General features: G+C 52.9%; 19 protein-coding genes. 9 read left to right on the top strand and 10 right to left on the bottom strand.

All coding sequences use genetic code 11. The features are described from left to right. The first annotated feature begins 139 nt into the window (after positions 1–139). The gene (locus VH86_RS13635) at positions 140–1,297 is read left to right on the top strand and encodes an alpha-hydroxy acid oxidase (RefSeq protein ID WP_045833185.1); all 1,158 of its coding nucleotides are present in this window, start codon (positions 140–142) and stop codon (positions 1,295–1,297) included. Between the two features lie 86 nt (positions 1,298–1,383). Here VH86_RS13635 and arnF read toward each other — a convergent pair whose 3' ends face one another. The 7 genes from arnF to arnB are packed head-to-tail and all read right to left on the bottom strand — an operon-like array spanning position 1,384 to position 8,762. Next, positions 1,384–1,758 (bottom strand): 4-amino-4-deoxy-L-arabinose-phosphoundecaprenol flippase subunit ArnF, encoded by a 375-nt coding sequence (gene arnF, locus VH86_RS13630; RefSeq protein ID WP_045833184.1) that lies wholly within the window; start codon positions 1,756–1,758, stop codon positions 1,384–1,386. Further along, entirely contained in the window at positions 1,755–2,087 is a 333-nt protein-coding gene (arnE, locus tag VH86_RS13625) for a 4-amino-4-deoxy-L-arabinose-phosphoundecaprenol flippase subunit ArnE (RefSeq protein WP_045815343.1), read from the bottom strand. Before arnE ends, arnF begins: the two co-directional genes overlap by 4 nt. Continuing rightward, entirely contained in the window at positions 2,084–3,745 is a 1,662-nt protein-coding gene (arnT, locus tag VH86_RS13620) for a lipid IV(A) 4-amino-4-deoxy-L-arabinosyltransferase (protein ID WP_045833183.1), read from the bottom strand. The genes arnE and arnT overlap by 4 nt, the downstream gene beginning before the upstream one ends. Before the next feature lie 31 nt (positions 3,746–3,776). After that, positions 3,777–4,661, bottom strand: a complete 885-nt coding sequence (gene arnD / locus VH86_RS13615; protein ID WP_045833182.1) for a 4-deoxy-4-formamido-L-arabinose-phosphoundecaprenol deformylase — start codon at positions 4,659–4,661, stop codon at positions 3,777–3,779. After that, positions 4,658–6,637: a bifunctional UDP-4-amino-4-deoxy-L-arabinose formyltransferase/UDP-glucuronic acid oxidase ArnA gene (gene arnA, locus VH86_RS13610; protein WP_045833181.1), complete on the bottom strand. Its 1,980-nt coding sequence runs from the start codon at positions 6,635–6,637 to the stop codon at positions 4,658–4,660. Before arnA ends, arnD begins: the two co-directional genes overlap by 4 nt. Then, complete coding sequence (arnC, locus tag VH86_RS13605; RefSeq protein WP_045833180.1) at positions 6,634–7,620, bottom strand: undecaprenyl-phosphate 4-deoxy-4-formamido-L-arabinose transferase; 987 nt, start codon at positions 7,618–7,620, stop codon at positions 6,634–6,636. Before arnC ends, arnA begins: the two co-directional genes overlap by 4 nt. 5 nt (positions 7,621–7,625) lie before the next feature. Continuing rightward, positions 7,626–8,762, bottom strand: a complete 1,137-nt coding sequence (arnB, locus tag VH86_RS13600; protein ID WP_045833179.1) for a UDP-4-amino-4-deoxy-L-arabinose aminotransferase — start codon at positions 8,760–8,762, stop codon at positions 7,626–7,628. 528 nt (positions 8,763–9,290) lie between these two features. On the opposite strand from arnB, the gene VH86_RS13595 reads away from it, so the two are divergent. From VH86_RS13595 to VH86_RS13570, 6 genes are all read left to right on the top strand, one after another. Further along, the gene (locus VH86_RS13595; protein ID WP_034829841.1) at positions 9,291–9,500 is read left to right on the top strand and encodes a hypothetical protein; all 210 of its coding nucleotides are present in this window, start codon (positions 9,291–9,293) and stop codon (positions 9,498–9,500) included. 306 nt (positions 9,501–9,806) lie between these two features. Beyond that, positions 9,807–10,571 carry an A24 family peptidase gene (locus VH86_RS13590; protein WP_045833178.1) on the top strand — a complete coding sequence of 255 codons (765 nt, stop codon included), beginning with the start codon at positions 9,807–9,809 and terminating at the stop codon, positions 10,569–10,571. A 215-nt stretch (positions 10,572–10,786) separates the two neighbouring features. Further along, the gene (locus VH86_RS13585) at positions 10,787–12,169 is read left to right on the top strand and encodes a diaminobutyrate--2-oxoglutarate transaminase (protein ID WP_034829839.1); all 1,383 of its coding nucleotides are present in this window, start codon (positions 10,787–10,789) and stop codon (positions 12,167–12,169) included. Between the two features lie 12 nt (positions 12,170–12,181). Continuing rightward, a complete protein-coding gene (locus VH86_RS13580; RefSeq protein WP_045815350.1) occupies positions 12,182–13,648 on the top strand; it encodes an aspartate aminotransferase family protein in 1,467 nt (488 codons plus the stop codon). Between the two features lie 266 nt (positions 13,649–13,914). Further along, complete coding sequence (locus VH86_RS13575; protein ID WP_231647214.1) at positions 13,915–14,433, top strand: DUF2778 domain-containing protein; 519 nt, start codon at positions 13,915–13,917, stop codon at positions 14,431–14,433. After that, positions 14,430–14,630, top strand: a complete 201-nt coding sequence (locus VH86_RS13570) for a hypothetical protein (RefSeq protein ID WP_045833176.1) — start codon at positions 14,430–14,432, stop codon at positions 14,628–14,630. Before VH86_RS13575 ends, VH86_RS13570 begins: the two co-directional genes overlap by 4 nt. 35 nt (positions 14,631–14,665) lie before the next feature. On the opposite strand, the gene VH86_RS13565 is transcribed toward VH86_RS13570, so the two are convergent. Further along, positions 14,666–15,058: a RidA family protein gene (locus VH86_RS13565; protein ID WP_045815354.1), complete on the bottom strand. Its 393-nt coding sequence runs from the start codon at positions 15,056–15,058 to the stop codon at positions 14,666–14,668. A gap of 129 nt (positions 15,059–15,187) precedes the next feature. Between VH86_RS13565 and VH86_RS13560 the strand changes: the two genes are divergently transcribed. After that, positions 15,188–15,796, top strand: coding sequence for a TetR/AcrR family transcriptional regulator (locus VH86_RS13560; RefSeq protein ID WP_045833175.1), 609 nt, complete (start codon positions 15,188–15,190; stop codon positions 15,794–15,796). On the opposite strand, the gene VH86_RS13555 is transcribed toward VH86_RS13560, so the two are convergent. Beyond that, positions 15,771–16,688 (bottom strand): LysR family transcriptional regulator, encoded by a 918-nt coding sequence (locus tag VH86_RS13555; RefSeq protein ID WP_045833174.1) that lies wholly within the window; start codon positions 16,686–16,688, stop codon positions 15,771–15,773. The two genes, VH86_RS13560 and VH86_RS13555, sit on opposite strands and share 26 nt — an antisense overlap. 98 nt (positions 16,689–16,786) lie before the next feature. Between VH86_RS13555 and VH86_RS13550 the strand changes: the two genes are divergently transcribed. Continuing rightward, complete coding sequence (locus VH86_RS13550) at positions 16,787–17,644, top strand: aldo/keto reductase family oxidoreductase (protein ID WP_045833173.1); 858 nt, start codon at positions 16,787–16,789, stop codon at positions 17,642–17,644. Positions 17,645–17,700: 56 nt separating this feature from the next. Here the strand turns inward: VH86_RS13550 and VH86_RS13545 are convergent, their stop codons facing one another. Beyond that, positions 17,701–19,194: a PLP-dependent aminotransferase family protein gene (locus tag VH86_RS13545; RefSeq protein ID WP_045833172.1), complete on the bottom strand. Its 1,494-nt coding sequence runs from the start codon at positions 19,192–19,194 to the stop codon at positions 17,701–17,703. Positions 19,195–19,280 lie beyond the last annotated feature (86 nt).

Genomic DNA, 19,280 nt, shown 5'->3' with positions numbered 1-19,280 from the left:
AGGTTAAGGGGTTCACTTCAGAAGGTGCGCCCATATGCTTTATTCAGATATGCAATGCCATTTAAAGCATTTGCCAGATCCCCTTCTTGCAATAGCATGACTTTTCTCTTTTTTATCCTCACAGCTGAATCGCTAGCCCATGCGCAAACTGCAACAACGTTGCCTCTCGTTAAATGATTTCGAGAAATATGCCCAAAAGCGTCTGCCCCATCCGCTGTTCGCTTATGTGTCCGGTGGTGTTGAGGACAACATCGCGCTCCATCACACTCAGCAATCCTATGCTCATTACGGCCTGATACCGGAAAACATGGTCGATGTGTCGCAACGTAATACTGAGGTAGATCTGTTTGGTCATCGCTATGCGGCGCCAGTGGGTATTGCGCCGATGGGCATCTCCGCCATCACCGGTTTTCAGGGGGATATTGCTTTAGCGCGTGCGGCGGCGAGCAAGAACGTGCCCTTTATTATGAGCGGTTCCTCGTTGATTCGGTTGGAAGACGTGGCCGCGGCTAATCCGGCGATGTGGTTCCAGGCCTATTTGCCTAAGACGCTGGAAGAGATTGATGCGTTGGTGGATCGCGTCAAGCGTGCGCGCATATCCGTGCTGGTCGTGACGGTGGATACGCCGGTCAAAGCCAACCGGGAAAACAACGTGCGCGCCGGTTTTTCCACGCCATTCCGCCCCAGTCTGGCATTGGCGTGGCAAGGCGTCACCCATCCCCGCTGGCTTTACGGCACGCTGTTGAAAACCTTAATGACCTCGGGCATGCCCTATTTCGAGAACAACAACGCAGTGCGTGGCGCCCCTCTGTTTTCCAAAAATGCCGTGCGTGACTTCAGTGGGCGCAGCCATCTCACCTGGCAGCATATCGAACATATTCGTCAGCGCTGGACGGGCGCGATGGTGATTAAAGGAATTCTGAGTCGCAATGATGCTTTGCGCTGTAAATCCATTGGCATCGACGGCATTGTGGTCTCGAATCACGGCGGTCGTCAGTTGGATACGGTGATCCCGCCGATTTGTGTCCTGCCCGAGATTGTCACCGCTGCAGGAAATATGACGGTGATGATGGACAGCGGTATCCGGCGTGGCACCGATGTCATCAAAGCATTGGCGCTGGGGGCAAAGGCCTGCTTTGTTGGCAGGCCTTTTAACTATGCAAGTGCGGTAGGCGGCTCATCGGGGGTTGAGTGGGCTATTGACCTCATCACCAATGAAGTCAGTCGCGATCTGGGGATGCTGGGTGCACCCTCGCTCAGTGACCTCAGTGAAAAGCATTTACGGCTGATAAAGTGACAGCGTCACACCATGCAACCCATTGATTAGATTTGGTTTCAGCTTCGGTTCCGTGGCGATCGCCTGTCACATCTAACCTTCTGTCGCTAAGGTTTACGCGGCAGCGAAACGCACAGCAATCCGAACACAATCAATACAACACCGGCAAAACTGCTCCAGCGGAAAGCTTCACCGAACACTGGCAACGAAATGGCTGCCAGCCACACCAGCACATAACTCAGACTCAGCAACGGATAGAGGCGGTTAAGCTGCATATGGCGCAGCGCCAGCATCCAGCACAGCATCGATAATGCGTACGCACCAAGTCCCAGACCGAGCAGGATCAGCGGCTGCAGATGCTGCCAGAATTGCGGGCTAAGGATCGCAGTCAATGGCGGAAAATTTAGCATCGCGGCGCGCAGCACCAATTGCGCCAGCGACACCAGCAGCACGCTGCACAGCGCGAGGATCACCCCTTTCATAAGTGGCTCCCCATCAGCGCGACTCCGGCAACAATCGCCAGCGTACCGAACCATTGTTGCAAGGTGTATGTCTCACGCCAGATCACCTTAGCTGCGATGGCCACCAACACGAAGTTGAGACTCAGCATTGGATAGGCCACGCTGACCGGCACCACTCGCAATACCAGCAGCCATAGCAACATCGCCACGCCGAGCAAAAAGAGGCTCAGCGCAATCCATAGCATGAGCTGCTTCTTGCCGTGGCGCATCCCCAGATACGCCGCCTGCTTTTGACAAAGCTGGGCGGCGCAGCTCAACAAACTGACCAGAAGAATAAGCAACAGGTTCATGGTGTCGCGTTATAACCGTAATAGACCAGTCGACCTTGACGGTAAATGTCATCCGGCGTTGGCATTGCAGGGTCAGGCCCGTTCTCGCCCGAGTTGAGCATCATCACCACGGACACTTTGCCATGGCGACGATGTTCGCGCAGCCAGTCAGCAAAAGCTGCGCCATCAACATAGCGCGTTTGCGCATCGGGATAGCTAAGACCGTATTGCAGTTCGCCTTTGGCATCATAGAAAGTGATATCACTGCGCTCGGTTTCCCATGCCACCGCTGCTGCAATGCCAGGATTGTCAGCCAGCAGATAACGGCTATCTGCCAGTTGATGATGCACAGCCAGTACAAAACTCTGCGGCTGTTTGGAATCACGAACCTTCTCAGGTATCGCGAAGCCGATCAGTAGCGCCAGCGTTAAGGGACAAAGCGCCGCCAGTTGCCAACGGCAGGCACCCGGCTTGAGACTGAACCACCCCATAATGCCCCAGCCGACAAAGGCCAGTACGCCACAGATTAACGGCAGTATTTCATCATGGGTATAAACGGGCTTGTGCGCCAATCCCCATGGTGCAATCACCACCAACAGGACGAAGGTGGTTATGGCGCCAAACAGCAGGTTGATCCAGCCATTAACTTTAAACACCTTCACTAACTGTGCAGAACCACTGTGCGCGTAATGCGCCATCAACAGTGCTAAAGGTGCAAAGCACGGCAGAATGTAGGTCGGCAGTTTCCCTTTAGCGATGCTAAAGAACAACAGTGGCAAGATCACCCAACTTAACAGGTAAACGGCTCCCGCATGTTGACTGCGTTGGCGCCATGCGCCCATCAGAGAGCCCGGCAGCAGCGCCAGCCACGGCAGGCATCCCGCCAGCAACACCGGCAGGTAATACCAGAAGGGTGCTTTGTGCTGTGCATCTTTCTCTGCAAAGCGCTGAATATGCTCAACCCAGAAGAAGTAATGCCAGAAATCCCCTTCCTGACGATAAATGGCCAGCGCCCACGGCGCACTGAGCAGTGCGGCAACGATGATCGTCAAAGGTCCCCAGCGCAATAACTCACCGAAGCGTTTTTGCCAAATCGCCCAGGGCACTATCGCCAATACCGGCACCGCCAGCGCGAGGAAGCCTTTGGTCATAAAGCCCATCGCGCAGGCTGCGCCCAGCAGCACATAGCCGCACAGACGCTGTTGCGTCGTAGAAGCTTGCGCCACTAGCCAATAGCTGCACATCGCGGCAACCATCCACAACAGCAGAATAGGATCCAGCACCGCGTAAGTGCCAATGCCATACACCAGAAGCGAAGTGAGAAAAATGATGCTGCCGGTCAGTGCGATTTTCCGGCTGGCAAACATCTGATGCCCCAGCCAGTAAATCAATACTGCACTGAGTGTGGTGCAAAAAATCGAACCGGCGCGTACACCGAAGTTGGTATGACCAAACAAGAGCTGGCCGATATTGTTGACCCAATAACCCGCGATGGGCTTTTCGAAATAACGCAAATCAAAGAAGTGCGGTACCACCCAATTGCCATTAACCAGCATTTCACGGCTGATTTCAGCGTAGCGGGTTTCATCCGGCTGCCATAAGGCGCGGAATTCGATCGGGATAAGATAATAAAGCGCGAAAAGCGCCAGGAGCAGCGCCGTTTTGGTGCCTGTACGCATCCGTGGTTCCTATAAAGTTTCCTGTTAACGTTTAGCTCTGGCAGCCCAGCCAGCCTTCGCGTCCGGGTATATGCCCACGTACCAGATTGCCCTGCGGGAGTGTGCTGAGATCGTCAGGTAACAGCTCGCTCAGAGGACAGAAATGAATGCCTTGTTGCTCCGCGCGGGTTAATAACTCGCCAAATGCCCGAGAACCAATAATGCCTTCGACTTCAGCATGAATGGTATACACCGGCGACCCTTCGGCTGCGAGCATCTGCTCAAGAATGAAATCGTTATAGTCAGCGGCGCTAACCGACTGTCCTACGACTTCATCCCAGGTTGGCAATGTTACGGGGATTTGCACCGTGCCTAAGCCGCCATCACGCAGACGAGGCAAGAAGGGTCCAGTACCACGACAATCACTGTTGTAGCTGAAACCGAAGGTCTGCTTAGCGGCAACAACGCGCCCATCCGCTCGCCATCCGGCCACAGCAGAACAAGTGACAGTGTCACCGATAATCGCTTCCAGTGCGGCTTTCCCACGCGAAATCTGTTCCAGCAACTTCTCTTCTGACCACACGCCTGCCCAGGTTTGCCAGGCAAAGTGATCCCAGGCGTGCAGACCGACTTCATGATGATCGGCTGTGGCGCTGATGATCTCCTCCAGACCGCGGCCAATCTCACGTCCTGGCCAGGCGGTGCCAGCCAATAAAATATCCCAGCCGTACAGTGAAGCTGCGCGCGAGCGCAGCATTTTCCATAAGAAGCGCGGTTTCATCAGGCGCCACAAGTGGCGCCCCATGTTATCCGGCCCAACGCTAAAGAAGAAACTGGCCTGCAATTGATGCAGGCTAAACTGCTCTAGCAGCGCCGGAACGCCAAGTTTGGTTCCACGCCAGGTATCAACATCTACGCGCAAACCAATTTTCTTCATGGCTTATCCTGCAGCTCAACGGTGCGCAGGAAGAAATCCAGCGTGTTATCGATCGTGGTATCCATCTCAATGGTCGGCGTCCAGTCCAGCAAACGACGCGCATTTTTGATTGACGGCTTACGATGCTCGACGTCCTGATAACCTTTACCGTAGTAGCTGCTGCTCTCTACTTCGCGGAAACCGGCGAACGGCGGGAATTGGTTGCGCAGCGGATGACGTTCAAAGCTTGCCAGCAGGCGTTCCGCCAACTCTTTGATGCTCGCTTCGTTTTCCGGGTTACCGATGTTGACGATCTGACCGTCACAGTTGTTGTTCTTGTTCTCGATAATGCGGAACAAAGCTTCAATACCATCACGAATGTCAGTGAAGCAGCGCTTCTGTGCACCACCGTCGATTAACTTGATCGGTGAACCTTCCACCAGATTAAGGATCAATTGCGTGATCGCACGGGAACTGCCGATACGCGCGGCGTTGAGGTTATCAAGACGCGGGCCCATCCAGTTGAATGGACGGAACAGCGTGAAACGCAGCCCTTCTTTTTCGCCATAAGCCCAAATCACACGATCCAGCAGCTGTTTGGAGACCGAATAGATCCAGCGCTGTTTGTTGATCGGTCCCACCACCAGGTTGGAGTGATCTTCATCGAAGTGTTTATCGGTGCACATACCGTACACTTCTGACGTGGAAGGGAAAATGATGCGTTTTTTGTATTTTACGCAATCACGGATGATCTTGAGGTTCTCTTCAAAATCGAGCTCAAACACGCGCAGCGGGTTACGGGTGTATTCAATCGGAGTAGCAATCGCCACCAGTGGCAATACCACATCACATTTTTTGATGTGATATTCGATCCACTCTGAGTGAATGCTGATATCACCTTCAACAAAGTGGAAGCGCGGCTGTTCGAGGAAACGGCTGATAGCATCAGAGCCAATATCCAGGCCGTAAACTTCGAAGTTATCATCTTGCAGTAAACGTTCGGTTAAGTGGTTACCGATGAACCCGTTCACCCCCAGAATCAGCACGCGTGTGCGACGTTTTACTGCCGCCACAGGCTGAGAGTACAACAGCGCGCCCGGCACCATCCCCAGACTCTGCGCCAACTGGCTGCCGTTCATATAGACGCCATTTTCACTTTGTCCGGTCACCACTTCCAGTGCACCTTCCCCGCAAGCAATCAGGAAAGGCTCAACGGAAATCACTGTGCCTGGCTTAGCTTTTGGCGCATCAGCATGTACGCGCCCTTTCCACACGACAAATTTCACGGTTCCTGCGAAAGCAAATGCGCCCGGCCATGGATCGGTGACCGCACGGACCAGGTTGTTGATTGATTGTGCAGACTGCTCCCACAGAATGCGGCCGTCTTCTGGCGTACGGCGGCCGACCACGGTCGCCTGAGTGTGATCCTGAGGAATCGCCACAATCTCGCCACGCTTCATGGCCGGCAGTGCCTGTTCCAGCAATTGCGATGCACTGGTCGTCAGTTTGCGATGCAGAGTTAACGCGTTGTCTTGCTCCTCAATGACGACACGCTGCTGTGCCACGATATCGCCCGCATCTGCGCGTTTCACCATGCGATGCAGGGTCACTCCGGTTTCAGTCTCGCCATTCACTAACGCCCAGTTGAGTGGCGCGCGTCCGCGATATTTAGGCAACAGTGAACCGTGCAGGTTGAAGGCGCCCAGACGCGCGCTGCTGAGGATGCTGTCATTGAGCAGATTACGATAGTAGAAGGAGAAAATGTAATCCGGTGCCATGGATTTAATGCGGTCGACCCACAGCGGATGGTTGGCATCTTCCGGCGCATACACCGTGATACCCTGCTCAGCCGCCAAACGGGCGACAGAACCAAAGAAGTGGTTCTCATTAGCAGAATCAGCATGGGTGAAGATCGCGCTGATTTCGAAACCCGCATTTAACAGCGCAGTAATACCTGCACAGCCCATATCGTGATAGGCGAAGACGATAGTTTTCATTGCTCAATTTCCTGTACAGAGGAGACATCTTTCTGCGAGTTAATAACACGTTGAATGAAGTAGCGCGGACGAGCGCGTACGTCGTTGTAAATTCGGCCGATGTATTCGCCGAGCAGGCCCATACCGATAAACTGCGCGCCGACAAAAATAAACAGCACCGCAAACAGCATGAACACCCCGTCTCCGGCCCAGTCGGCACCGAGGAACAGGCGCAATACAATCAGCACCAGTGAGAAGGCAAAACCGGCCAACGCAATCAGACTGCCGACAATACTCAGCAGGCGCAGTGGCGTCGTGGTCAGGCAAGTCACCAGGTCGTACATCAGATTGATCAGCTTCATAAAGCTGTATTTCGAATCACCAAATTCGCGCTCGGCGTGGGCCACAGGCAGTTCAATCGTGCGGCGCGCAAAGGTGTTGGCCAGGATAGGAATAAAGGTGCTGCGCTCATGACAGTTGAGCATGGCATCAACAATGTGACGGCGATAAGCACGCAACATACAGCCATAGTCACCCATCGCTTTCCCGGTGACGCGTTGAATCAGCTGGTTAATGGTGCGTGAAGCACGGCGGCGGAACCAACTGTCCTGACGATTTTGACGCACGGTACCGACCACGTCATAACCCTGCTGAGCGGCTTGCACCAGATTGGGAATCTCTTCGGGTGGATTCTGCAAATCCGCATCCAGTGTGATAATCAGGTCGCCTGATACATGGCTAAAACCCGCCATGATTGCCGAGTGCTGTCCATAGTTGCGGTTCAGCAATACGCCGACCACATGGCTTCCGGGCATGTCAGCGGCATCGGCGATCATCTCAACTGAGCGGTCGCTACTGCCGTCATCCACCAGCAAAATCTCATAGTCGAGATTCAGCACAGCACATGCTGCATCGGTGCGACGCACCAACTCTGGCAGGCTTTCCTCTTCGTTGTAAACCGGGATCACCACGGAGACTTTACGAATGATTTTTTCTTCGAGCATGTCAATCAAACTCCAGCGATATGACGTAATGCACCGATCACGCGGCTAACGTTGTCATCGCTCATATCTGGGAACAGCGGTATTGAACAAATGCGGTCGCTATTCCATTCCGTGTTTGGCAAGGAAAGCTGTGGGTAGCGTTCGCGATAATATTTGTGGGTATGTGCCGCGCGGAAATGCAAACCGGTGCCTATGTCTTGAGCTTTCAGCGTTTCCATCAAGGCATCGCGGCTGAGTCCACACTGCGCTTCATCAACGCGAATGATGAACAAATGCCAGGCGTGTTGATGCGCCCAGGTGGGTTGGGACAATGGCAGGAATGGCGTATCAGCCAGTTCTTTTAAATAGCGTTGGGCAATCTCAGCACGGCGAGCATTGATGGCGGGCAGTTTGTTCAACTGAACCAGCGCAATGGCAGCGCTAATGTCCGGCAAGTTGTATTTGAACCCAGGCATAATCACTTCAGCCTGCGGTTTACGGCCATGCGTGTGACGGTCATAAGCATCAACACCCAAGCCGTGGAATTTCAGGCTGCGCATCCGATCGGCCAACACAGCGTCATCGGTAACAATCAAACCACCTTCCGCGCAGGTCATGTTTTTAATGGCATGGAAAGAAAAAATAGCCGTGCCCTTATTACCGACATGCTGACCTTTGTAATAACAACCTGCAGAGTGCGCCGCATCTTCGATCACTGCGATGCCATGGCGTTCACCAATGGCTCGAATGGCGTCAATGTCCGCAGGCGCACCGGCATAGTGCACCGGAATGATGGCACGCGTCTTTGGCGTGATGGCCGCTTCAATTTGCTCAGGTGTGACCATCAGCGTATCGCGGTCAACATCAATCATCACTGGCGTTGCACCCAGCAGCGTAATGATGTTGATGGTGGATACCCACGTCAGTGAAGGTGTGATCACCTCATCACCAGGCTGGATGTTTAACGCGAGGAGGGTGACGTGCATGCCTGCCGTGGCGGAACTGACAGCAATCGCATGTTGATTGCCGGTTAACTGGCAAAAGGCTTGTTCCAACGCCGCATTTTTCGGGCCGGTGGTAATCCAACCTGATTCAAAAACCTCTTTTACTGCCGCTAACTCTTCCTCGCCCAAAGCGGGGCGCGAGAATGGAAGAAAAGTCATAAGTTTACCTTAACGTTTTACACCTAAAATTGCCTGCAACAGGACCAATTGCAGTGTGCAGTGATTCAGATCCATAACAATATTCAGTAACTTGCTGTTTAAACTTAGATTACACAGAAAAAATTTGACAGCACTAAATGTTAATTTTTTAACCTACAGCAAAAAACTTAAGCACACCTGTCTTATTGCTCGTAGAACAAAATACGGATGAAAACTTAACTGAACATTAAATGGGTAACGCACAAGCTGGCTTTTTTTCTTAAATGTTGAGGATTGGTAGAAGATGTCAGCCCTACCGTTGCGTTTTGCTATTAAGGCGTCACCAAAGTTTCATCAAGATGACCAGATGCGTGAAACATTTCGTTTGCTGCTTTTTTGAACGGCAAAAGTTGAAGTATAGAGATGAATAGAAAATGACCATGAAACAGTCTGTTAGCAAAGTCGCAGCACTGTTCTTAAGGTTAAGCTAAGCTTCAAACCATACTCTATGTCGGGATATTGGCGTTGAAACGAATGGAGGGGATGAAGATGAACACCGGAGCTGACAGGCTGGCGCAGGCTGCCCTGCGTCGCCATCATATTGGTGTGAAAACCAAAGGGTTACGCTTTCGCGGAGATCTTTACGTCTTCCGCTACAATGCCGGTCACTATGACGTGTTCCTCAATAATGACCGTGTGATGTCCCTGGCTACCAGCAACGTGCAGGAAGCTATCCAGATGTTCAAACAGCAGTCATGATGCATTGGCTGCTGTTAGCACTATGAGCAGTGCGCCTTTCGCTATAGGCATCCAACATCACTACAGACTCCGTCTTACTCCCACCACTCTGCACCGCCTGTTTACCCGCTGAAGAGTTTTAGGTACTCATCCTTCCAATGGTGAAGCGTTACCGGGTAAGTCGCGATCGGCATATGCTCCTCATTGCTTGAACACCGATCGTGAAACGTGATGAAAAACACCGTAATTCCCCGCAGATACTCGCCTACTTCGCGCTTCAGGCGTAGGTTTCTTTTCGATAAAACCGGGAAGGAACAAGAGGTCAACATGGAGTGGATACTGTGGTTGCTGGCTACGGTGATAGCCTTAAGCATCGGTAGCTTTATTAATGTCGTTATTCATCGCGTGCCACTGCAGATTTTACAGCCAGGCAATGGCGTGGATTTTCGGCAACCGGCTTCACACTGTCCGGTTTGCAAAAAGTGTTTGCGCTGGCGAGACAATATCCCGGTCGTGAGTTGGCTGTTACTACGCGGTCGGTGTCATTTTTGCCGTTGTGCTATCAGCCTGCGCTATCCGTTAACAGAAACTGCTTGTGCAACAATCAGCCTATTATTTGTCGCGCTCCTCCCGGTTGATAAATCACTGCTCGCCCTACTTGTGCTGTTTTGGCTGCTGCTGACCGTCGCGATCATCGATTACGAGCATTATTTGTTGCCAGATGTCATCACCCTGCCATTGCTTTGGCTTGGGCTATTATTAAAGGCAGTCGAATGGCTACCAGGCTCACTCCGTGATGCCGTCTTTGGTGCGGTGATGGGTTACAGCGCGCTCTGGCTAATCCGCTATATATATCAATATTTTAGCGGGAGACTGGCATTGGGTTTGGGAGACGCAAAGTTAGTAGCAGCATTAGGCGCGTGGTTGGGTTGGGCACTTTTACCCTTTGTGCTGTTACTGGCTTGTAGCGGGGCAATTTGTGCGCTGTTTATCGCCAAAATGGGCTGGCAACGTGACCTTAATCAACCCCTTGCTTTTGGTCCCTGGATTGCTCTGGCGGGCATAAGTCTTTTTATTAACACGATTATTTAATAACCACTTCATCTGCTGGCGCTAAAATAGCCGGCCAATTAGTGGCCAACGCCCTGATTCCTATATGAAAAGAATAAACAAATCTAAACAAAATAAATCATTGTGATGTACGTCAAAAGGCTCTATATTGGCCGCGTTTTTTAAACCACTGATACTTTTTTGTTCAACTAGTCAATCGGCCAGCCATCACGAGCCCCGGTTGAAGGAGAGATATGATGACGGATAAAGTCCGTATTGATAATTTTGGTGCCAACGCATTCAATGGAAACAACGACGCATTCTTGGCCCGTCAGGCTGAGTTTGAATCAAACGTCAGGAGCTACCCGCGCAAGTTGCCTTTAGCGATTGCCAAAGCCAACGGCGTGTGGATCACAGATGTCGAGAATAAACAATATCTTGACTGCCTGGCTGGCGCAGGGACGCTGGCACTTGGTCATAACCATCCTGATGTTCTGCAGAGCATCCAAAATGTCATTACCAGCGGCTTGCCGTTACATACTCTTGATCTGACGACACCTCTGAAAGATCAATTCTCAGAATCTCTGCTCTCGCTGCTGCCTGGCCAGGGTAAAGAATATTGCCTGCAGTTCACCGGTCCTTCCGGTGCGGATGCGGTTGAAGCGGCACTGAAGCTGGCGAAGAAAGTCACGGGCCGTAGCGGTGTGATCAGCTTCTCTGGTGGTTACCATGGTATGACTCATGGCGCACTGGCGGTGACCGGCAACCTGTCACCGAAAGAAGCCGTTAACGGCATGATGCCAGAAGTGCAGTTCATGCCTTACCCGCATCTGTACCGTTGCCCACTGGGTCTCGGCGGTGAAGCGGGCGTGAAAGCCCTGACTTACTACTTCGAAAACCTGATCAACGACGTGGAAAGCGGCGTGCGCAAGCCTGCAGCTGTTATCCTGGAAGCCGTTCAGGGTGAAGGCGGTGTGAACCCTGCTCCGGTAGAGTGGCTGCAGCGCATCCGTAAAGTGACTCAGGAACACGGCATTCTGCTGATTCTTGATGAAGTTCAGGCTGGTTTTGCCCGTACCGGCAAATTCTTTGCCTTCGAACACGCAGGCATTGAGCCAGATATCATCGTGATGTCTAAAGCAGTAGGTGGTGGTCTGCCACTGGCTGTTCTGGGTATCAAAAAGCAGTTCGACGCCTGGTCTCCAGGTCACCACACCGGTACCTTCCGCGGCAACCAGCTGGCGATGGCAACCGGTCTGGCGACCCTGAAAGTCCTGACCGAGCAGAACATCGCTGGTAAAGTGGCTGAACAAGGTGAATGGCTGAAAGCACAGCTGGCTGAGATGCAGAAGCGCTTCCCGGTTATCGGCCACATCCGCGGTCTGGGCATGATGATCGGTATCGAGATCGTTAAACCAAACGAAGCGGCTGACCATATGGGTAGCCTGCCGGCTGATGGTGAACTCTCTGCACTGCTGCAGAAGAAGTGCTTCGAAGCAGGTCTGATTCTGGAGCGTGGCGGTCGTCACGGTGCAGTACTGCGTCTGTTGCCGTCACTGCTGATCACCAACGAAGAGCTGGCGATTTTCCTGGATAAATTTGAGCAGGCGCTGATTGGCGCTGGCGTCAAACCTGTTTGATTGGAAGAGTAAATGTCTGAAGTAAACCCGATTCTGGCCGCCTCTGCACAGAGCATTGAGGCGTACCAGCAGGCGATTGCCCAGAGCAGCGCCGCGGTTGTGCAGTGGCTGCAACAGCCTGAGATGTATCAAGGCAAAAGCGTTGCCGAACTGCGCGAGCGTATCACGCTCGACTTCAATCCAAACGGCCTGGGTAACCAGGCCGCGATTGAACGCGCGATTGAGTATTTCCTAAAAGACAGCCTGTCAGTGCACCACCCACAGTGTGTGGCGCACCTGCACTGCCCTAGCCTGGTGGTTAGCCAGGCTGCAGAAGTGTTGATTAACGCCACCAACCAGAGCATGGACTCTTGGGATCAGAGCCCTTCTGCCACCATCATTGAGGTCAAACTGATCGAATGGTTGCGTGCACAGGTGGGTTACCCAGCAGGCGATGCTGGCGTGTTCACCAGTGGTGGCACACAAAGCAACCTGATGGGTTTGATGCTGGCGCGCGATGCGTTCTATCAGCGTCAAGGTCATTCAGTGCAGCTAGACGGCATCACTGGCGATCTACGTAAGATCAAAGTGTTGTGTTCTGAGAACGCGCACTTCTCGGTACAGAAAAACATGGCGCTGCTTGGCCACGGCTACAATTCTGTGGTGCAGGTGAAGTCTGATCAGTTCGCACGCATGGACGTTAACGACCTGAAAGCGAAACTGGCGCAGGCCGAAGCCAATGGCGAGCAGATTCTGGCGATTGTCGCGACGGCTGGTACTACCGATGCGGGTGCGATTGATCCACTGCGCGAAATCGCGGGCATCGCAGCTGAGCACAACATTTGGATGCATGTCGATGCAGCCTGGGGTGGTGCACTGCTGCTGTCTGAAAAATATCGTGACTACCTGGACGGCCTGGAGTTAGTGGATTCGGTGACTCTCGACTTCCACAAACAGTATTTCCAGACCATCAGCTGTGGCGCATTCCTGTTGAAAGACGAGCGTCACTACGAGCTGATGCGTTATCAGGCGGCTTACCTGAACTCTGAGTTCGATGAAGAAGCCGGTGTTCCTAACCTGGTATCAAAATCTCTGCAAACCACGCGTCGTTTCGATGCATTGAAACTGTGGATGGGTCTGGAAGCGCTGGGTCAGAAACAGTATGCCGCGATCATCGATCACGGTGTGACGCTGGCACAGGAAGTGGCGAAGTTTGTTGCTTCAGAACCGCGCCTTGAGCTGGTGATGCAACCACAACTGGCAAGCGTGCTGTTCCGCTATCGTCCAGAGCAGCTGACCGATATCGCGCAGATTGCTCTGTTCAACCAGCGTATCGGCGATGCTCTGCTCGATTCAGGCCGTGCTAACGTTGGCGTGACTGAAAATCAGGGCATTACCTGCCTGAAACTGACGTTGCTGAACCCGACCGTGACGCTGGAAGACATCAAAGTCTTGCTGGCGCTGGTTGAGAAAACCGCGAATCAGTTGCTGAACGCGTAATTTCGCTGTGTTCGATAAAGCCGATGACTGACAATAGTCATCGGCTTTTTTATTGCCTGCCATCTTTAACTACAAATATCCAGCACCCCATTTCCAGGATGATTCTGATAACATATTGATCGGTCGAATAATTCCCTTCTTGTCACTTAATAGCCATATATCCTTGTGTAAACTCTCTCCATTCCTGACTGGTATAAACGCCTTCATTCTGCGCTGCCATTCACCGGACATTGATGACAGGAGTGTTGCTGATGCAGGTTTGCACCATGGATTACAAGAAGCTGTCGCGAGATGGTAAAACGTTGCCACTCGAATGCTATGGCATTGGTACTTTTGACGTATTATCGGGAATTGAACGTTACATAAATAATCCCGACTGCTCAGATAAAGAAAAAGCGGCTATTCCGCCTGGCACATATTGGATAGTTGATCGGCCAGAGGGGAGTTTTTTAAACCGCCTACGTGCTGAGGCAATAGATATGGCACATTTATATCGCAATCATCATGCGGAATGGTTTGCTCTCTATAACAGTCAAACCATGAACGATTATGTTTTTGTAAACGGCAATCGTCGTGGCAGTTTTCGTTTGCACCCGCTGAATACTGACGGCTCAGGGGTTTCATGGGGCTGCATTACACTTTATCGTGCCAATGAATTCCACAGCCTGAGGCGTACGCTACTCAGTCGGCCTAAAGTCAAGGTTCCCGGTGGCAATGGGTTGCTTGCCTATGGGCGAATTGATGTGCGCGGTGTTCCTGATTACTCAAAGTGTGAAATCAAATGAAAATACTGATTTTCTTTATCATCCTCATTGCCGGCATCGTGTTGATCCCCGATGGACTCATTAGCCATTTAGTCAGCGTATCCGGTGATGGTGAAACAGCGATGGATAAATACGATTTCACCCTACTTCTGATCAAGGCTGCTATTTCTGCAATCATTGCCCTGGCAGTATTGCAGATTGTTCGCCGGGCGCGCTGATTCAACAGACACACCTCCCTGTGCGGCACGCTGAACTACTGAGGAATTCGCGCGATCACCTTGATTTCAAAATCGAACCCCGCCAACCAGTTTACCCCCACTGCCGTCCAGTTTGGGTACGGCGGCTCACCGAAATGCCGTAAACGCACCTCATTCACGATGGCAAATTGGTTTTCAGGATCGGTATGGAAACTGGTGACATCCACCACATCATCCATAGTGCATCCCGCCGCTTTCAGCACGGCTTGCAGGTTTTCAAACGCCAGATTGACCTGACGTGCAAAATCAGGTTCCGCAGAACCGTCATCCCGACTTCCTACCTGGCCCGAGACAAATAACAGGTCCCCGGAACGTATTGCGGCAGAATATTGGTTAATTTCATACAGCGCCTGACGTCCCGCTGGAAAAATGGCATCACGTTTGTTCATAATCGCTCTCCTGATGGAAAAAAGGGTGAAACCGGGTAGCTAAGCCGGTTATCGCTTTAACATACGCCGCGTATGTATTAATATGGATAACATACGCAGCGTATGTCAATGCAAATTTTTGGAGTTGCTATGGCAGCCAAACGACGAACAGAACAGGTAGAAGAAACGCGGGCAAAATTGATTGGGGCTGCTCGAAGGGCCTTCGCAGAGAAAGGATATAACGCCGCATCAATGGATGATCTGACCGCTGAAGCAGGGCTGACGCGGGGGGCGCTTTATCACAATTTCGGCGATAAAAAAGGCCTATTACAAGCCGTTATCGACCAGATCGACGCAGAGATTTTGGTGCAGATGCGTGCCGCTGGGCAGCAGTTTGAATTAAAGTGGCATGCCTTTCTGGCGGAAGCGATTACCTACATTGAGATGTCCCTGGAGCCAGAGGTGCAACGCATCATGCTGCTTGATGGTCCCGCTGTGCTCGGCGATCCTTCACAGTGGCCCAATCAAACTGCCTGTCTGCGCACCACGGCAGACATGCTCTCTGCGCTGATTGCAGAAGGCACAGTGAAGCCAATGGATACTGAAGCGGCGGCTCATCTGGTGAACGGTGCCGCCTTGAATGCCGCGTTGTGGATTGCTGCCTCCAGCGAGCCAGTGGCTGCGCTTCCGCGCGCGGTTGATGCGTTTCGCGTATTGATGTCCGGACTGCTGGTTAACCCGCCTGCGGCTGCGCATTGAGTTCGCGCACATAGTCGAGGAAGGCTTGTAACGGTGCGGGGATCAAACGACGATCGTTATAGTAAAGCCACAGTCCGGAAAAACTCTGCCACCAATCGCTCAGTATTGGTTGCAGGCTGCCATTATCCAGCTCGGGTTTGATCCAATCTTCAAACAAATACACCACGCCTGCGCCGGATATCGCGGCCGCGACGGTGAGATCCATAGCCGCGCCGATGCTGCATATCAATGGCCCTCTCGGCTGTAAACGCACCACCTCTTCGCACTTTTCAAACTCCCAATCAGCAATCACGCCAGTGGCATAACGGCCATATAAACAACGATGATGCAGCAGTTCACGTGGGTGTTGAGGGGTACCAAATTGAGTCAGGTAGGCGGATGACGCCGCAGCGGCAAAGCGTTGCACGCGTGGGCCAATCGGCAGTGCCACCATATCCTGCTCCAGATGATCATCGTAACGAATCCCCGCATCACAACCATCACGGAAGATATCCTGCACATTGCTTTCCGCTACCACTTCCAACTGAATATCGGGGTAACGCGCCAGAAAACCGGGCACGATGGAGGGCAAAACCAGTCGGGCTGCGCTAACCGGCACATTGAGCCGCAACGTGCCGCCTGGTGTACTGCGAAAATGATTAAGCGAATCGAGTGCCGCATCCACTTCATTCATGGCTGGCATTAGGCGCGTCATTAACGCCCTGCCTGCTTCAGTGAGCGCGACGGTACGCGTGGTGCGATTGAACAGCCGTACACCCAACTGCTCCTCCGCTCGCCTTACTGCATCGCTTAAACGTGAAGGATTGCTTCCCGTCATGCGGGCCGCCTCACGGAACCCACCCGCTTTTGCCACCGCCACCACTGCATGCAGCAGTGCAATATCCAATGCCATTGTTCGCTATTCCGTACACTGTGTCCTGATTTAACCGGATAGTTGCACAGCCATGTGTCGATTACAATCTGTACACACATTGACGAAGGAGGTTTTCCATGTCTCACAACGCAAATACCTATACTTTGGGTGATCGTCAGGTTAAACGCCTCGGTTATGGCGCCATGCAGCTGGCGGGCAAAGGCGTATTCGGACCGCCAGCCGATGAGAACCGGGCATTACAGGTGCTACGTGATGCTGTCGCTGCAGGCGTAAATCATATCGATACCAGCGACTTTTACGGCCCGCACATTACCAACCAACTGATAAAGAGAGCCCTGCATCCTTATTCCGATGACCTGGTGATCGTCACCAAAGTCGGAGCCCGCCGCGATGCGAAAGGAGGCTGGTTGCCCGCTTTCTCGCCCGATGAGTTAACGCAGGCGGTGGAAGATAACCTGCGTAATCTGGGTCTTGAGGTAATGGAAGTCGTGAACCTGCGCTCGATGCTCGACGTGCATGCTCCGGCTGAAGGCTCACTGGAACCGCAGGTCGAAGCGATGATCAAGCTTAAAGAGCGCGGCCTGGTTAAGCATATCGGTCTGAGCAACGTGACGGCCAAACAAGTGTTCGATGCGCAGAAAATGACGCCCATCGCCTGCGTGCAGAACCTTTACAACCTGGCGAATCGACAGGATGAAGCCTTGGTCGATCAACTGGCTGCACAAGGCATTCCTTATGTGCCGTTCTTCCCATTGGGTGGTTTCTCCCCGCTGCAATCCGGGCAGCTTACCGCAGTAGCCGAGGAGTTGAATGCCACTACATTGCAGGTCGCACTGGCCTGGTTACTTCAACGTTCGCCGAACATTCTGTTGATTCCCGGCACATCATCACCAGAACATCTCCAGCAGAATCTCGCCAGTGGCGATCTTGTGTTGAGTCACTATGTCGTGCAGCGTTTAAACAGCATCGCTTAGTCCTGCAAGGGTGCGGCCTGCGGGCCGCCCATCACCGTTTTTACCAGCGGACCGGCCTACGAACGCGCGATAACTCCGCTCTCCACCAAACAAGCCTTCAGCACGCCAAATGCATCCTGACACTGACGCTCATCCACGCAGGCATAGCCCAGCAGCAAGCCGCGCCGCTCCTGTTGATGCATATAATATTGCGATAAAGGCCTGACCTTCACGCCGCGTCGCAGCGCCAGAGCGGTGATCGCCACATCATCACATCCCGCAGGCAGGTTAATCACCAGATGCAAACCCGCCTCATGATTGACGCGAGGCATAAAATCAGCGCCAAGATAGCGCTCAATCAGACCGGCTAAGAAGCGACGACGCTGACTGTAGAGTTTGCGCATACGACGAATGTGCGCCATGTAATGCCCTTTCTGAATAAACTCCGCCAGCGCTCGCTGCACCAGTAGATGCCCGCCACGATAGAGTTCCGCCGCCGCAACGCGCAGGGGTTGAGCCAGCGCTTTCGGCACCACCAGATAACCCAGTCGCAGTGCCGGATAGAGCGTTTTGCTGAACGTGCCCATGTAAATCACCGGCGCATCGGGCTCAAAACCTTGCAGCGAGGGAAAAGGCTGCCCCGCGAAGCGAAACTCACTGTCATAGTCATCCTCTACCAACCAGGTTTTATGTTTGCTGGCCAAATCCAGCAACTGCTTACGTCTTTCAAGGCTGAGATGAACGCCCAATGGATATTGGTGTGACGGTGTCACAAATATCACTTTTGGCGCCCGACTGCGGGGCGGTAAGTCAGGAATAATGCCCTGATCATCGACCGGCATGGCCTGAATCTTCAGCCCATTGATGCGTAACAGATTGCGCGTTCCCCAGTAGCCGGGCTCTTCAATCCACGCGCTATCACCCGGATCGCAGAGCACGCGCGTGACCAGATCAACCGCCTGATGGATGCCTTCGGTAATGATGATTTGATCCGCATCCGCACGCACCGAACGGGCCACGCTGAGATAGTCCGCCAGCGCCTGTCGCAATTGCGGGCAGCCGCCATTGCTGCTGTAAATCAGCCGATCGATATCGGGCTCGCGATTTAATCGCGCCTGAATCTGACTAAAGAGTTTGTGCGGGAACTGCGTGACATCCGGCGCGCCTGGCACAAACGCGCCCCATTGATAAGGCGAGGCGTTGGCATGGCCCAACAGCGATGCACCGCGTTTAGAAATCGCCGCCGTTTTCGCGCTGAGCGTCAGCGTCAGGTCATCGCCACGCGGGCTGTTTAAACAGCCTTCAGGCAGCGTTTCGGCGATCCAGGTTCCGCTGCCGGTGCGCGCGGTAACATAGCCCTGTGACATCAAATTTTCATAAACGTTAAGTACGGTATTACGTGATACCGATAACTCACGCGCCAGATCGCGCGTGGCCGGTAATCGCGTGGCGCGTGGAAAAATCCCCTCAGCAATCGCCGCCTGCATACACGCCAACAGACGCTGCTGCAACGTCCCTTCCGGCATAAACTGCAAACGTTCTAATACATGATCGGCGTACAAACTCCGCAATTGGCTCCATCCTTTTCTCTAAAAGTGGCTCTGGCAACAAACCTGAGTGCAGGGATAAATAAGCGTGTTTGTCGTGATTTGTAAAG

The organism is Pantoea sp. BL1, assembly GCF_000963985.1.
GTDB classification, from domain to species: Bacteria; Pseudomonadota; Gammaproteobacteria; order Enterobacterales; family Enterobacteriaceae; genus Pantoea; species Pantoea rwandensis_B.
Note: the sequence above shows the minus strand (reverse complement) of the source record. Positions and strands in the feature narration are given on the sequence as shown.